The following is a 17,226-nucleotide window of genomic DNA, read 5'->3' as shown; positions in this document are numbered from 1 at the left end:
GAAGCCATCGAAAGTAGCCTTTATTAATACACCTACACAATCCATCTTTTCACTCCCCTAAGACATCCTCAAATTTTACAAGGAATGAAAAAAGAAGAGGGATACCTTCCCTCTTCACTAAAAAAATTAAAAAACACCTTAATTTATATCCCCTGCCTTTTACAATCTCACGTCTATTGATAGCCCGTTTAATTCTTCAATTCTATTTTCATAGATTCATGTATTCTTCTAAAGTCTGCTTTTGTTCATATATATTTTCAGCAATATCTCCTACATAGCGAATATGCCAAGGTTCATATGCATAACCTGTAATACTTTCCTTCCCCTTAGGATAACGAATGATAAACCCTGCACGATGCGCGTTTTCTTTCAGCCATTTTCCTTCCTTCGTATTAGCAAAAGATAGCTCTAATTCATTGTTCGCACTTTTAGAAGAAACATCCATTGTTAACCCTGTTTGATGTTCGCTATGTCCTGGTTTTGCCGAGAAGCGATCCGTATGCTCTTGTCCTTTTCTTTTCACATTGTTCGCATACAGTCGTTGTTGATAGTCATAGGAACGAAATCCCGAAACAGCATTTAACTGAATCCCCTCCTGCTTTGCTAAATCAAATAACTTTTCCAGTGCTTCTGCCGCCTCTTTACGGAGGTGGCTCTTTTCTACCGTTCCACTAAATGAGAATGGTACATTTGGTACAACTAAATCCTCTGGTTTATAGTCTTCGGGTAATCCATATTCCTTATTAACTACAGCCTGTATACTAGCAAAAGAACTTTCATTGTATTTTGATTGCCCTTTTCCTCTACTATCTTTCTCTTTATTTATGGAGTTTTCACGAGATTCATAGTTCGTCTTATCTGGTTCTTTACCAATAGATTGATTGGTGTAAATTATAAAAATACCTAACATCATAATTACACAACTGAAAATCCCTACTAATTTAAGTCTCATTATTCATTTCCTTCCTGCAACTCTTACTGTTTCTCGTTCATAATATCTCAACCATATCAAATTCATATTAATTTGAAGTGAACTTTTGTTCTTACCATATTTCTTAATAGAAAGACTGTATATCCTTCTATTTGTTTGACATCATTAAGATGCTCACAAATATAAATAAATTCTATGGCTACATATAGATAAAAAATCTAAAAATTTATATAACGAGATTAGAAGTGTAGCATATTATTGTTGAAGGGTCTTGGTATAATGCTAGGCATTAATGTAAAAAAAACAAATGAAGAGTTAATTATTTCATGGCAATTGGCGGAGATTACAATTCCATTACGTGATGTGATTGAGGTTACCGAAGATGCTACCTATGCTGGTGTTGAAGACGTAGATGTAATACGTATTGGAGCAGCTTATGGGACAACAGACCGTATTTTAATTAAAACAGTAAAACAAAATTATATATTATTTACTACAAATAAAGTTGCTATTTTAAATGCCATTCAGACTTAAATATAGGAGTTTTCTTGGCTAAAATGATAAAAATAAGCACATCTTGTTATAAAAACAGATGTGCTTATTTTTAATTTCTATGCATTTTTACGTTTTAAGAAAATCACTCCACCAACAATTAACAGTAATGCTCCTGCAGCCATAGAGATCCAACTTGTAAGATTAGTACCTGTTTGTGGTAACCATCCAATTTTAGATTGGATTTCTTTCTTAGGTTGTGGTTGTTCTTTTACTTGCTCGTTAGGTTGCTCTGGTGTTGGAGTATTTTCATCCGAATTCGGCTGTTCTGGTTTAGGTTGTTCCGGCTTTACCTCTTTAAATTTCACTGTTTGTCCCTTATCTTCAATTTCAGCGTGAATAGCTATTAATATATTATCTTGATACAGTTCTTCAAATACTACTACTTCTTTACCTTGTAATGCAGAAGCATTACATGTGAAATCTAGTATGATAGAACCATTCTTCTCTTTAGCAGTAAACTTAGATTCTACTGTTACCTCTTTACCATCAACTAATAATGGCTTGTTTGTTGCTTTATCCATTAGTTTACCTTTTACAACGTACTCTTTACCCACGATTAAGTCTTTGTATTCCACTTTATCTTGGATTGTTACAGATTTAGAAGCGTCTAACTCTTTAGAACCATCAGCTTTATTTGTAGCTGTCGTTTTAATAGAAGGTTCTACAAACCGAACTGTTTGACCTACATCATTAATGTCAGCATGAGTTGCAATTACTTGACCTTCATGTAATAAGTCTTCAAACACGACTACTTCTCTTCCTTGCTGTTCAGCACCAACAAAAGTAAAGTCTAATGTTACAAAACCGTTCTTTTCTTTTGCAGTAAACTTCGTTTCAGCTGTTACTTCTTTTCCATCAATTAATAATGGTTTGTTAATAGCTTTGTTCATAAGTTTACCTTTTACAGTGTACTCTTTACCTACAACTAAGTTAGTATACTCCACTTTGTCTTGAATAGTGATAGAATCCTTTGAATGAATCTCTTTTCCACCATCAGCTTTGTTTGTAGCTGTCGTTTTTACTGATGGCTTAACGAACTTAACTGTTTGACCTTTATCATTGATATCAGCATGTGTCGTAACAACTTTTCCGTCTTTCAGTAACTCTTCGAATACTACTACTTCTTTTTCTTCTAAACCAGTTGCATCAAAAGTAAAATCTAGTGTAATAAAACCATTTGCTTCTGTTGGTGTAAACTTCGTTTCAGCAGTTACTTCTTTACCATTTACAACTAATGGTTTATTAGTCTCTTTATTCATTAATTGTAACTACTCAGCTTAGTTAAACAAAAAAGCATGCCAAATACATGTTTCCTGTTCGAAAACATGAAAAAGAACACACTCCGATAAGAGAAAGAATCTATATGAAATAGAAACATTCTCTTACGAAAGAGTGGTATTCCAAGGAACCGTTCCGGTTTTTAACACCTGACTTATCGCTTGTAATACTGATTGATTTTGTTTTTTCATGGTGCTCATAAAACTACGTATGTGGCAAAATGATTCTGCACCTTCCTTACTTCGAAACGTCCCAGACACTTTTTGTTTGACTTTCGTCATCCGAATATCTCGCTCCGCTTGATTGTTATCAAATGGAATATCTGGACTTTCTAAGAACGCTAGAATTCTGTCCGCATACTTAGCAAAGCGATTCCATAAATTTTGAGAAGGCGTCTGTTTTCTTTTCTTTTTTTGTTCTGCAGAAGGCACCTGTTTGCCTTTCAATATGGCCTGGTATGCGGCAAACAGATTCTTTTTCTCTATTTCTGGAATATTTCCCTTGTATTGCTTTTTTATTGTCAAAGCTTGTGTAAGGAATTCTTTCATTTGTTGTGCCCATGTTTCTCCGGTACTATCTATAATCCCTTGCAAATCTCGCAAGAGATGGGCATTACATAAAACATGACGACAATCTGTATACACATCATACGGTTTCCACCCATCATGCATAGCAATTCCAGAAAAAGAAGGCAAGATTTCACCTGCATCCATCGCTTCTTTTCCGCGTTTTTCATGAATATGTTGAAATGTCACCTCCGGTGTACTCGCAGTATGTAACCATTGTGTTTTATTTTCTACTCGCATACCGGTTTCATCAAAATGGACAACAGAAGACTGCAGAATCTGTTCTTTTACTTCTTCGAGAAACGGCCGCAATTGAGCAGAAAAAGCATGGGTATGATTGACTAACGTCCCTTCGCTTATCGAATGTCCAAAACAATCTTGAAAGAATTCTTTTGTTCGTTTCAAAGAAAGGCATTGATAATGTGTTAAATAAGGAATCAGTGTTTTTATATTTGGACCATATTGAACAGGACGAGAGACAGTAGAGGGAAACTGGGATTCTTGGATAGAATGGCAATGTGGGCACTCTTTTTGTTCCACTTTATGTTCTGTGACTTCTATCAGGATAGGTGGTAAATCATACACTTGGCGAATGCGGTATCCTTTTACAGGTTCATGTTTTAAGGACGTGTGACAACAAATACAATGCGTAGGAGAATAGGTAATCATATTGTCAGGAGTCGTTGTCAAATGAAGTGTATGTCCTTTGTGGCCCAACTGGCCACCGGTTTGACGCTGGGATGATTTTCGCAAACTTTTTGTAATAGGCTTACGAAAACCATCTGTAGAGGGTGGTTTATGACTATTTGTAGAGTTTTTTTTTGAACGATTTTCTAATTCTTCTATACGCTCTTTTAAATTCTGTATTTGACTTTCTAATTGATGAACAAAATCGTAAATAGCTTGAGGTCCCTTTTGATAGACAGCTAGAATTTCTTGTTTTTTCAACATAAATACCACCTCCTTGTCTGATATATCTAGTATTCACACAAAAAGTACATATCAGACTAGTAAATGAAAAAAGCCTCCGTGAGGAAGCTGAGTAGTTACCATTAATTTACCTTTTACAGTGTACTCTTTACCTACTTGTAGATCTTTGTATTCCACTTTATCTTGGATTGTTACAGACTTAGACGTGTGCATTTCTTTTGTACCATCTGTTTTATCAGTAGCTGTTGTTTTTATTGAAGGAATCTTTTCATCTTTGACAATGTGTTTAATGATTTGACCATTCTCTTTAATTTCAAAAGAGAACGTTTCTTCATTTAATACATAACCTTTTGGTGCAACAGTTTCTTTATATGTGTATTTTCCAAATGGTAACTTTTCAAATTTAGCGATTCCTTTATCGTCTGTTTTTCCTTTTACTACTTCTTTTCCTGCTTCGTTATAAATCGTAAATTCTGCATTTGGAAGCTTGTTATTTCCGTAAGGTAAGCACCCAGCGCCTTTTTGTATTTCTACAATAGGTTTCCAAATACTCCCTCCCAAACCGTACGTACCCCTCTCGAGGTATACGGCTTTCCACCTATCCATCTAATCTTCCTGCGTGTAGGTCTCGATGGCATTTTTCACATAGAGCTAACGTTTTTCGCTGTCTGGCTATCATTTGTTGTTCCCATAGCTTTTTCCCCTTTAAGTCTTTTAACTTTCTTATGTGATGAATATGAATTTTAATTCCTTTTGACTCACACCATTCACATTTTTCAGCCAAAAGTCTTTCAGTTAGGCTAGTTCGCCATGTGTATGTTAATGTATTGGGAATTTCATCAATATTTATATTTTTATCTTTAATACTCTTGACCCACTGAAATCCCTCATGATATAAGAATCGTGTTTTCATTCCATTTTTAGTTTTATATGTAACAGCGAATTTTCCATTAATGTTATATTTTTTACGTATTTTACCGATTGATGTTTTATATTTGGCCGCGAAAGTTTTATACATGCTATATTCCATAATGTATTTAAAGTTATTGAGAGTACTTACATTACAGGCTAGTTTGAAATAGTTATACAGTCCTCTAATTTCAGCATTATATATACTTAAAATTTCAAGGTCGTCTTTAGTGATTAAGTAAGCCCTATGTTTAGGTTTCCATGTATTCTCTTTTGTAATAAAAAGAACATCTAAAGCTAGTAACTTCTCAAACCATATGTCTTTAGATAGTTGTAAATGACATACTCCTAGCTGCGTTCTTCTAAGATAACCTCTTTTTGTTTTCTTTACTTGTAAGGAGCGATTTATTTTAATATCATAACTGAGAAATTTAGCTGCTTTACTACTATGCGTGATAAGAGTTTTATCTAGGGATAGCTCAAGACCGAGGTGATTTCGAAGAAATTTATGTATATCTTCTTTGAGTCGTATAGCCTCTTCTTTACTCCCTATTACTCCTAGAATAAAATCATCTGCGTATCTGACGTACTGTAGCCTTTTATAGTTTTCATCCATTGGTTCGCCCTGAGATATAGCTCTTTTCATACTTGATATTTCTTTACATTTTTTCTTAATTTCTTGTTTCTTTTTCTCATCTAATGTATGCCAATGTTCTCTACATTTCCTTTTCAATGTCATTTCTCTGGCATGCAACGTCCCATACTGCTTTGTTTGTCGTCTTTTCTGTCCCCTATCAAAATTAAGTTTATATTTTTCAATATATGTATCTAATTCATTTAGATATATATTGGCAAGAATAGGGCTGATAATTCCACCTTGCGGAGTTCCACTATATGTATTGTGAAATACCCAATTTTCCATATACCCAGCTCTCAGAAACTTCCAGATTAGGTTAATAAATTTTTCATCCTTAATATTTCTACGCAATAGTTTAATGAGTATATGGTGATGAATATGGTCGAAAAAACTTTTGATATCTCCTTCAATAAACCATTTGACTCCATTGAAGGTATTTTTACACTGCATTAAAGCAGTGTGGCAGCTTTTATTTGGACGAAATCCGTGAGAAGATGTAGAGAAATGCTTCTCGTAAATAGCTTCAAGTATGTTTTTTACTATTTCTTGTATGAGCTTATCCTCAAATGAAGGTATTCCCAATGGCCGTTTATTTCCATTTCTTTTAGGAATATATACTCGTTTAACCGGTGTAGGCTGATACGTTTGTGCTTTAAGCTGGCTAATTAACTCAGCAATTCGGTCCACATTCATTCCATCTATCGTTTTGTCATTTACTCCCGCTGTAAGATTCCCTTCTTTCGCATACATCTTCTGATAGGCCAAATAATAAAATTCTGGGTTATAGAGATTGCGATATAACTTTTCAAATACGTAATGCTCTTTTGTTGCATGGGAAGATAGATTATCTAAAACTATTTTTGGATTTCTCATAGCGTCTCACACACTTTCCAATTTTGTTTTAAGATAGAATAGGCTGTTTCCCTTCGCCATGTATTAGGCTTTCCCCAACTCAGACTACTACGAAAACTCCGTTACCTTGTCAATTTTTCATGAGTCACACTTCTTGGCAGTGCCTTGAAGTCATTCTCAATAGCCTGTAATAATATTAGGCATTTTGATTTAGGTAATCCCCGTTTATCACTTTAACAACTGGCTTTCTACAATATCGGGTGTGACTTTCGCCTTTTTCCTCTTATGGAGGATGGGTGGTCCTGGATCACTAGGATTAAGAACGCGGACGGTATTCTTTTCCCTGCATAGAGTTTGGTTCCAACTCTATTGGGACCATGTAACGTTTCTAACTATCTTTCGCTACTAGCGACATTATACTCCCTCAGGCTATCATTCAAGCAGTTTAGCTTTCATCCTTGTTTGTAGTATTTCACCTTGCTCTTCAGTCTTGACGGGATAGTTCGCCAACTTAGAGCTTTATCAACATGCTATTGTCCCCTTCCGATTTCTCTTTCAGGTTAGTTGATTGATGATAGGGTATACATGTGATCTTTCCCTACATTAGTGCCACCTAATGATTTGTTAAAGCGACCCTACGGGCGCACATCAGCTACATCTACCTTTGTAATTTCTAGATCACCTTTGATAAGATGATTAACTGCCAATAACTCAATAATCTTTCCATGTTCCTTTATTTCGAACATAATTGGTTCTTTAACAAGAACATAACCATTTGGAGAAGCCTTTTCTACAAATGAATATTTACCATACGCTAAATCTTTGACGTTAATCTCACCATTTTTATCTGTTTTATATTCACCAATTACTTTTCCACTTGCATCTTTTAGCTCGAATTCTGCACCTTCTAATTTTTTACTAACATCTTCATTATCCACTTTAAGTAATTTTACACTACCTTTTACTTCTGTATTTTCCACTGTAAAAGTAAGTGTTTTATTGTGCTCTTTAATTTCAAAAGGATACTTTGTTTTATTTCCAATATATCCATTAGGTGTTTGTGTCTCTAAGAAATAATATTTACCATACGTAAGACCTTCAACGTTTGCAATTCCATTTTCTTTTGTTACTACTTTTTTCACTTCTTTACCATCTTCAGTGAAGACTGTGAATTCAACATTTGGTAAAACCTTTCCTGAATCACTAAGCTTTTTAATTTCGATGTTACCTTTTACTTTGTTATTTACTATTTGGACAGCTCCTGTTTCTCCTGTCTTAACTTCAATAGTTTGTGGTTTATCATCTGAAACATAGCCTGTTGGTGCTTTAATTTCTTTTAATGTGTAAGTACCAATTGGTAAGTTGTTTAATTCTGCTATACCATCAGCACCAGTCGTGATTTTTCCAACTGATTCATTATTTGCATTAAAGACCTCAAATACTGCATCAGCTAAAACTTCTCCATTTTCTCCAACCTTTTTAATTTTTAAAGAACCAGCTGCTTCCCAATTTACTGCAAGATCACTACTAAGCTTTTCTTCATTTCTTTCTAATAGTACTGTAGCATTCTGAACAGTATCCGTACCACGGTAAGCAATTGCTTGAACTTTTGTTAAGTTTGCAGCAACACTTAGATTAAATTCACCTGTTTTAGTATTTTTAGGAATTTGGATACGGAATTTCTCTCCAACTGAAAGTTGATCTTTCACTTCACCATTTTCACTAACAATTTTTACTCCATTAGGTGCATTTTTTGCTACTACTTTATAAGAACCACCCTTAGCATTTGTTTGTACTGAATATAGATTTGTTTCGAAGAATTCACCCTTTAATTCTGCTTTTTGCTTTTCAGCAGGAATCACATTCATAAAAACATCTTGAGTCTCCTCACTATTATTAGCATTACTAATAATAGCCTTAGCTGCTTTTTCAACATTTTTATTCTCATGTTTTAATTCATTTACATCAAGTTGACCTAATGCATTCCAAACTGCAAGCTGAGTTGCGTAGTGTGCCTCATTCTGATTAGCTACTCCCAACTGCTGAACACTTTTTTGCGGGAAACCGTTTAATAGGACCCTATATACTACATTATCTGTTTTCCCCATTTCAGGAAGATCTTCACCATTTGGTGATTTTAGTCCAAGAGTTAAGCAATAAGCAATTTGAACACTTGAATTTTTAATCATTTCAGTTCGAATGTGCTTTCCTAAACTATTACTATAACTCCAGTTCATTGAATATTTCTCGTGCGTCATAACCTCTGCACTAGCCCTAGGTAAAAATACATTAAGGAATAATGCCAGTACTGATAATAATGTAAAAACTCTTATAATGACTCTCTTACCCAATTTTGTAACCTCCCTAGAATAAATTAATCCGAGTATATATCGCAATATCTAAAACATTCACGATCGACCCGATTATCATTATAAAACAATAAATTACAAATATTAAATAATTTTAATGAAATAGTCAAAAAATTTACACATTTTATTATTTATCAAGTTTTTTAACGAATTTACTATATACAAATTCTAAAACACGCCTACAATTTAAAAGACAAATATGTATGTTAAATATATAAATAGCAATTCCTTTGCTCCAGTTATTAATCTTCTATTAACCTTCCCCTTATTAAAAATAGCCTTTTCATTTTCTTGTTAATCCGAGTAATTTATACACCTCTTTTAATCTATTAATTCTCTATTACGCTCCTTCATTGAGATATAAGGGTGACTCTTCATTCAAAGAATAAAGTAAAACTTTATTCAGCCCGATCCCCATCTAACTTCTCTGCTTTGAGCCTTACTGCCCACAAATAGCAGGATACATTATGCAACATTGCATTTGATAATCATTTTTAATGTAACTATAATGATTACAGTATTGCTATTAGTCCAATATTCTACATGGAGGTTTTATTATGTTTAAAAAAATTATTGTATCTTCTATGGCGCTTACTATGTTCGGTGGAGCTGCAACTATGCTAGAGGCACCTACTGCTCAAGCAGCTTCTTATAACTCAACATCATCCTCTTACTTTGATGTCACTCCTGAAGAGGCCGTGGCTTTCTATCAATCTCAAGACTATAAAAAATTAAAAGTATTTTTGGATGACTTTGAAGCTAGAAACCCTTATGCCCCAGGTGGAGGCTACGCTCAAGGTAGTGTACGTATGCAAAAATTCAACGATGCTCTTAGAGATGCCAAATTAACAAATGTCTACCAAGAATTTATTAGAATCTCTTACTACAATCATTATCCAGAACCAAAAAGAGCACCCTCTCACAATTAGATGAAGTGACCCCTAAAAGTTAGACACGGTTATTTGATTAGGCAGCTTGATAAAAGTGAGTCCGGTATTGTACCGGGCTCATTTTTAATTTTGCCTTAATCCGTTTCGTATTATAATAATCTATATATTTTTCTAATTCTATTTTAAAGTGCTCTACATTTTCAAATTCTTTTATGTAGAGGAACTCCGATTTCATAATCCCAAAGAAATTTTCTATTACTGCGTTGTCGTAACAGTTGCCTTTTCGAGACATACTCTGGACGATAGCTCTTGATTCTAGTGTACGGACGTATTGTCTCATTTGATAATGCCATCCTTGATCCGAATGCATCAGTAGCTGGTGCGTTTCAGGTAAACGTTCCAATGCTTTCTCTAACATGTCTGAAACAAGCGAATACGTCGGTCTAGAACCAATTGTATAGGTAATAATTTCACCATTATACAAATCTAATACAGGTGATACATACAGTTTTTCTCCAAACAATTTAAACTCTGTGATGTCTGTTACCCACTTTTGATTCGGTGCATCTGTATGAAAATTACGCTCTAAAATATTAGGTGCAATTCTACCGACTTTTCCTTTATAGGATTTATATTTCTTCATACGCACAACACACTTTAACCCAAGCTCTTTCATAATGCGCTGAACCTTCTTGTGGTTCACTTTCTGGCCACGATTCGTTAATTCATCACGAATGCGACGGTAACCATAACGACCTTCATTTTCCTCATAAATCGCTTTAATCTCAGCTTTCAAATCGGCATCTACATCTGGACGATTCATTTTCTTTACTAAATCATAATACGTGCTTCGAGGAATAGTAGCTAGCTCCACGAGTGCCTTCACCGAATATTTATGCCTTAATTCATAGATTACTTGCGCTTTGTCTTGTTTTGTGATTTTTCCTTGTTTTGAACTAAGGCATTTAACTTTTTTAAGTACTCATTTTCCATCTCAAGCTGTTTAATGCGTGCTTCAAGTGCTTCGACTGACCCTTCAGCTAAATGTTGTTTTAATTGTTTATTTGAATCTTTTTTCATGGATGGACGCCCCTTTTTCTTAGATTGAAGGGCATCAATTCCTTGTGTTTCGAGCTGTTTTTTCCAAACAGAAATCGTTGAAGGGGCAGGAATATTAAAGATAGCTGCCGTCTCAAATAAGGACATACCGTTTTCAATCATAAAGTTTAGTACGTCTAGTTTAAATTGTTGTGTGTAATTTGTACATCGTTTTAGAAAAGCTTCCAGACCATTCTGTTTATATTGGTTTACCCAATTCAAAATGATTGTGTCACTTATACCGAGCGATCTACCCATTTCTCGATAACTTTCATTTCCGTTCAAATAACGTAGAACGATTTGTATTTTTTCATCAGCTGTAAATTTAGCCATAGAAAAACTGCACCTCCAATTGTTAGACTGTGTCTAACAATTGGGGTGCAGTTCATAGATAAGGTGCTCGTTTTCATTTTTATCGGTAATTCTCAATTCAATTTAGCTTCTTTCCAATAAGTAAAGATTAAATTAACTTAAAAACAAAGCGTTTTAAATTTAATTCATAGATCTTACTGAAACTTGGAATTGCCCCTTAGAACCATCATCATTTGAAACGTAAATTTTATATGTTCCATTCGGTAATGGAGATAAAGCATTCCGTACATTTGTAACATTAATTTGTTGTTCTCCAGGTTTTATATAACCACCAACAATTAGCTCTGTATTTGGACCTTTTACACTATATCCCATTGTATTTTGACCATTATTTTTCATAGAGAAGCTTAAGTCAGTACTCCCATCATATACGAAAGAAGTTTCAGCCTCGCCACTATAATCCATTGTTTGGGTTAATAATAAGTCTGCAGAAACATGTTCAACTACATGAATTGGATCATTCGTTTTGTGTACTTCTTCAGCATAAGTATTATTCCCTAACACACCAAGTGTTAATGCTGAAACTACTCCACAACTAAGCACTAGTTTATTTAACTTCATTTTAAGTTCCCCCTTGATGTTTGTATTCTATTACCATCATACATCCTTTTCCAAGTGCGTTTTTATGTAATAATTCATATCTATAAAACTATATATCTTAACTTTTTGTATTAACAGTTATTGAGAACCCCACATAGATAAAGCTACAATATTACGCTTCATAAAAAACATGTAAATTTTAAAGTCTTTTTCTAACAAAGTTTTATACGAGTAAGTACCAAAATACTCACATAAATAGCATTTCTATTTCAGATAAAATGTACTAATAAAATTTTTCTAAAATTTCACTTTGTAATTTGATATATTCCATGTTAATATAACGGAGGCTACAAAACAGAAGTCACCACGCATATCATTTTCACAGAATATTCATACTTTAAAAACCTTATTTTATCAGTAACTAAATCCCGATTTTACCCATACAAAAGTTAGTTGATAATTTCATATGTACATAAATTTAAATAGATTTTTTCTATTTTCCTTATCAATTTTAATACGAGTAATATAACAGCATGTTTTTCAAGTACCCTTCCTTTTTTAGATAAAAAGTCTACTAATACTAAACATCTATGTCCAACTCATACATAATTCTACTTACAAACTATCGGAGATGCAAAACTATGGGAATTTCTACTCTTTTATTAAATACCTTTATTATAATAATTTGTATCCTTAGCTATCACGTATTTTGGCTAGAGTTTAAAGAAAAAACAACATGTAATAATATGTTATTTTCTATCCTTTCCTCCATTGCTATTATTTTTTGTATGACTTTTCCTTTTCATTTACATGTGGGATTTATTTATGATTTACGTTTTATTCCTATTATATTAGTTTTTCTATATGGAAATACAAAAAACATTATTTTTATAGGAATTTTATATCTTTCTTATCGGTTTTACTTAGGCGGAAATGGCGTTCTTCCATCATTTATTATCTTCACTATTATTTTTGGTATAACAATGCTCTTTCGTTACCTATTACCTATGTATATTAAAGAAAAAAAAGTATTATTAAGCTTACTCCTTATTTTAGTATGTACAACTTCACTTTCTATTTGCGGTATTGTAACTCAAATAAATACAGGAGGGAAAATAGACTCTACTCTCATAGAATTTTTATTAAATTATATAGTCATTAATATTTTCACAGTATTATTATCAGTTTATTTAATAGAGGGAATGATTGAGAAATATAAAATGGAAGAAAAACTGCAACGGGCTGAAAAATTTTATATAGCTAGCGAACTAGCGGCGTCAATTGCACACGAAATCCACAATCCACTAACCACGGTACATGGATTCACTCAATTATTAAATGAAAAACATGCCTCTAAGCTATCTCAGGATCAATACTTAGAAATCATGTTAATTGAAATGCAGCAAATACAATCTACTATTAATAACTATTTATCTTTAACCAAACCACAGAACACCCTAAAAGAGAAAATAGATATTAATCACATTTTAAATCAGGTGAAAGATACTATTTCACCACTCGCTCTATCATACAAAGTTGAAATCAAACAAAACAGTACAGATTCCTTTTATATAAATGGGGACCCCGAAAAATTCAAACTCTGTCTAAACAACATCATCCAAAACGGAATTGAGGCTATGAAAAATGGTGGATTATTACAAATAAATATACAAAAAGTAAAAGGAAATATCATAATTGATATTATTGATTCAGGAATTGGGATGTCATCTCAACAAATAAAACGAATTGCTTTGCCATTCTATTCAACAACAGAAAAAGGAACTGGGCTTGGTACTATGATTGCTTATAGTATTATTAGAGAATTAAACGGAGATATAGAGATAGAGAGTGAATTAGGTAAAGGGACACGCTTTTCTATTAGTATCCCTTGCCAATGTGATAAAAATTTTCTGTTTAGTTAATTATATAAATGAATTTTAAGAATCCCGCTAGCTAGCTAGCTTACTTATTAATTATCTTAAATTTATAAAATAATAAGGGTCAGAGCTTATCTATTGTTACAGATACACTCTGATCCTTTAGTTTAATTACAGTAAACGCACTTAATATTTATAACTTTTCTTACATCTGGATGAAATAATAGTTTATCTCTTTTACTAATTAGATTTGTTTAATGTAAATATAGCATCTCTCGACACTTAATTTGTTATTATCGTTAGGGACATTTCCTACAGTTGTTTTTTCATTAAAGTACAGACCTTGTGCCGTTCATTGAAAAAGACAACTCCCCTTTTACTACTTTACTTCCACCGTATAATTCCCTGTTCCACCACCATACTGATACACATGTAAATAATACTTCCCTGGATACGTGTAGTAACTACCTACTAGTTTATTCCCTTGTTGCTGAGCATACGTAACATAATTATTTAAATCTGCTTCAGAATAAAGTACCCAGTTCATTCCGATATTATTTTCATTCGTTACGTTAATTTGAAGATTTTTAGCAGTCTCCACATTAATTTCAAAGAAATCACTTGTATCTCCATTTCCTAAACTAGCACGTAAAACTTGATTTAACTGCAGTTTGTTTGCTGTTTGGAATGAGTTATTCGGTTCTTTTTCTAAACTGTTATCTTCTTTCTTTTGAACAGTTACAGTCGCTGTAGCAGTATTAGTTGCTCCTTTATCGTCTGTTACTGTTAATTTCGCTGTATACGCTCCTTCTTTTGTATATACGTGAGTTGGATTTTGCTCATTACTTACAGTACCGTCTCCAAACTCCCATTTATATGAAGTAATTTTCCCGTCTTCATCTTTTGATGCGTCGCTTTTAAATGAAATTGCTTCATTCACATTTCCACTATACGGACCGTTTATAACCGCAACTGGCGCTTTATTCTCTGCACCTTCTTCTGTATTAATACCGTGGAACACAACATCATATTCAAATTGTCCTGATGCATTCACGCGATAATTTACGAAGTATGCTGTTACCGTTTTATAGCCTGTCCATTCTTTTGCGCTTAAACGTTTTAACGTATCATTAACGTTTTGTGTAATTATTTTCCAATCTTCATATTCTCCTTTTGCTGCAGTTCCTGTATATGTTCCTTGTAGTGTGAATGTATTAAAGAACTTTGATTTATTTTTCTTCACTGATACATTTTTCAATTTTGCTTCCGCCGTTATTTCTGCCGCAATATCTGAAACTGGTTTCGGTGCATGATTTGCTAAATAATCGTCTGATACTAATGGTACGTTATATTTCTCACGATTATCAAATAGCATTTGCATATAATCTTGATATTCTTTATTTAAATTCGCATCTTTACTTAATGTAGAGCGATATGCATCATATGCTGTTACATCATTTTTCCTAATAAGATCATGTATTTTATCAAACATATCATATCTCTTATTGTACATATACGATTGTAAAGCAAAGGAATAATTATAGAAATCCCATGTTCCATACTTTGCATTTAACGTTCGCTCTGCCGTATAACGCTCTGCTGGGTTTGAAGATAATCCTCCTATAATACTCTTTCTCGGTACAACATTATCCGTTCTCGTTGCCCCTGCAAAAAATTCAGCATTCCCTTCTTCAAACCAAGATAATCTTTCATTTTCATATATTTTCCCTTGACCCCATAACCCTGGTACTTCATATCTACCTTGTAAATAATGCGTGAACTCGTGTCGGAATAATTCTTCTAAACTATAAATACTTTCTTCTGGCGTACGCTCATAAGTAAAGAACGTACCTGTTCCTTCTATATAAAGACCACCGTTATTCGTTTCATATCCGTACAATTGACGATTAAACTGATATTCTGCTGGGCTATTATAAATAACCATCGTTAATACATCATCAGGATTTCCTTTTTCTAAAGGTTGATCACTTTCAACCGTACGATGGAATTGTGCCTTCACTTCTTTTGCCGCCCAATATAAACGTTTTACTTTTTCTTCTGTCACTTTATCTCCAGCTTTTAAAACAATTGCCCCATCATCAAACATATACGTTTTTGGCAAATATTTTTTCTTTCCATCTTCTCTTATTTGATCTAAATTCACCACTTTACCATTTGCATCTTTTCCGCCATAATTCGTCGCGATTTGCTCAGCAGCTACGAAATATTGCTCCCCTAAATACGGATAAATTTTCATCGCATCTGTTACAACTTGTAATCCTTTCGTTCCTGTACTATGGAACGAACCGAGCCTACCTGTATAATAAATGCCATTATTAATAAGCCAACCGTTTTTTGCGGTAATCGTTCCCATTAATGCAAAACGACTTAGTTCATTAATATAACTATCTATTTTCTGATACCATACTGTATCTTTCGGTGCTTTCCTCGTATCGTACAAATACGATTGAATGTCGTAATCAACACCTTGCATAATATCGTAAATAGCATTTCCAGCTGAAAGATTATCTACTAATGTAGAGAAATTATCATTATATTGTTTAAAAATCTTTGCAGCCGATGTTATCGTTTCCACATCACTCGAAGCGTTTCCTATTAACTTTCCGTATGATGATACCACTCTATTTTGCTCTAATGTACCCAGCTTGAAATTTGAATTGTTAGCTATCGCTTTTAATGCAGGTAAGCATTTATCATGATAACTCCGTTCATTTAATTTACTAAGTTCCGAATTATAAAATCCTAAATAAAATCCTGAACGTAATACCTCTACTAATGTCTCAATCCCTTTTGAATCATCCTTCGTATAGGCTTGTCCTTGCTGCTTCAATTTATCAATAATCGCCTGCATTCTACTATCATTTTGATAGAATGCTAGACTGTCTGTATTAAACTGAAATAGCCCCGTAATTTGCTCCCAATCAATGGTTATAAGTAAATCTACTAACTGCTGATTGCTTAATTGATTTAATTCAGCAATTGTATAAGTTTTCGCTACAGCTAATTGCTTACTTTCCTTTTTTACCTCAGGCGGTCTTTGTGATAAATCAGCAAATTGTATCCTTTGCTCAAAAGACTTGCTTTCGAGCAATTTCGATGAATGAGCTAATTCTTGTACTGGTAGTTGTACACCGACTGGCTCCATTTTGAGTACATTTCGATAAGAAACTTGCTCTCCCTTAGTATCTTCTGCCAAACTTACCCCTTGAAAACTCCCTAACATTAAACTAGCAAAACTTACCCCTACTAACATTTTTTTTGAATAGCCTTTCATACTCTCCCCTACCTTACATTTTTAGTGTCCCGCTCCATTATTTTACTATTTTTACTTTTTGTCCTGTATTGAGAAAAAATAAGGGAACGTTCACATATGTATCCTTGCTGCGCAAAATTAGCACTTG

9 protein-coding genes and 3 pseudogenes are annotated in these 17,226 nt (G+C 33.6%); 3 read left to right on the top strand and 9 right to left on the bottom strand.

Translation table 11 applies throughout. The features are described 5' to 3' along the window. Window positions 1-208: 208 nt before the first annotated feature. Entirely contained in the window at window positions 209-952 is a 744-nt protein-coding gene (locus MHI28_RS29675) for a M15 family metallopeptidase (protein WP_001237444.1), read from the bottom strand. A gap of 258 nt (window positions 953-1,210) precedes the next feature. Between MHI28_RS29675 and MHI28_RS29670 the strand changes: the two genes are divergently transcribed. Then, window positions 1,211-1,465 (top strand): SunI/YnzG family protein, encoded by a 255-nt coding sequence (locus tag MHI28_RS29670; RefSeq protein ID WP_000900690.1) that lies wholly within the window; start codon window positions 1,211-1,213, stop codon window positions 1,463-1,465. A 77-nt stretch (window positions 1,466-1,542) separates the two neighbouring features. Here MHI28_RS29670 and MHI28_RS29665 read toward each other — a convergent pair. The 5 genes and pseudogenes from MHI28_RS29665 to MHI28_RS29645 form a co-directional block, all read right to left on the bottom strand. Next, window positions 1,543-2,751: pseudogene (locus MHI28_RS29665) on the bottom strand (VaFE repeat-containing surface-anchored protein); the annotation flags it as partial. Window positions 2,752-2,868: 117 nt separating this feature from the next. After that, on the bottom strand, window positions 2,869-4,281 hold the full coding sequence (gene tnpC, locus MHI28_RS29660; protein WP_197233369.1) for an IS66 family transposase: 1,413 nt from the start codon (window positions 4,279-4,281) through the stop codon (window positions 2,869-2,871). 51 nt (window positions 4,282-4,332) lie between these two features. Continuing rightward, window positions 4,333-4,758: pseudogene (locus MHI28_RS29655) on the bottom strand (SpaA isopeptide-forming pilin-related protein); the annotation flags it as partial. 100 nt (window positions 4,759-4,858) lie between these two features. Then, window positions 4,859-6,679, bottom strand: a complete 1,821-nt coding sequence (locus MHI28_RS29650; protein WP_078186893.1) for a reverse transcriptase/maturase family protein — start codon at window positions 6,677-6,679, stop codon at window positions 4,859-4,861. A 626-nt stretch (window positions 6,680-7,305) separates the two neighbouring features. Continuing rightward, window positions 7,306-9,009 (bottom strand): annotated as a pseudogene (locus MHI28_RS29645) (SpaA isopeptide-forming pilin-related protein); the annotation flags it as partial. A 575-nt stretch (window positions 9,010-9,584) separates the two neighbouring features. Here MHI28_RS29645 and MHI28_RS29640 point away from each other — a divergent pair. Continuing rightward, window positions 9,585-9,956 (top strand): hypothetical protein, encoded by a 372-nt coding sequence (locus tag MHI28_RS29640; RefSeq protein WP_340828416.1) that lies wholly within the window; start codon window positions 9,585-9,587, stop codon window positions 9,954-9,956. 37 nt (window positions 9,957-9,993) lie between these two features. Here the strand turns inward: MHI28_RS29640 and MHI28_RS29635 are convergent. Both MHI28_RS29635 and MHI28_RS29630 read right to left on the bottom strand, forming a co-directional pair. After that, a protein-coding gene (locus tag MHI28_RS29635) for an IS3 family transposase (RefSeq protein ID WP_208730123.1) occupies window positions 9,994-11,348 on the bottom strand; the annotation gives its coding sequence in 2 pieces (ribosomal slippage) (window positions 9,994-10,895 and window positions 10,895-11,348; 1,356 coding nt in all). A 159-nt stretch (window positions 11,349-11,507) separates the two neighbouring features. Further along, a complete protein-coding gene (locus MHI28_RS29630; protein ID WP_000773517.1) occupies window positions 11,508-11,948 on the bottom strand; it encodes a hypothetical protein in 441 nt (146 codons plus the stop codon). A 620-nt stretch (window positions 11,949-12,568) separates the two neighbouring features. On the opposite strand from MHI28_RS29630, the gene MHI28_RS29625 reads away from it, so the two are divergent. Further along, window positions 12,569-13,849, top strand: coding sequence for a sensor histidine kinase (locus MHI28_RS29625; protein WP_000513024.1), 1,281 nt, complete (start codon window positions 12,569-12,571; stop codon window positions 13,847-13,849). Window positions 13,850-14,183: 334 nt separating this feature from the next. Here MHI28_RS29625 and colA read toward each other — a convergent pair whose 3' ends face one another. Beyond that, window positions 14,184-17,099, bottom strand: a complete 2,916-nt coding sequence (colA, locus tag MHI28_RS29620) for a collagenase ColA (protein ID WP_000679516.1) — start codon at window positions 17,097-17,099, stop codon at window positions 14,184-14,186. Between the last annotated feature and the right edge of the window lie 127 nt (window positions 17,100-17,226).

Source organism: Bacillus sp. FSL K6-0268 (genome assembly GCF_038005425.1).
GTDB lineage: Bacteria > Bacillota > Bacilli > Bacillales > Bacillaceae_G > Bacillus_A > Bacillus_A thuringiensis_S.
This window is presented reverse-complemented; position numbering and strand designations above follow the sequence as displayed.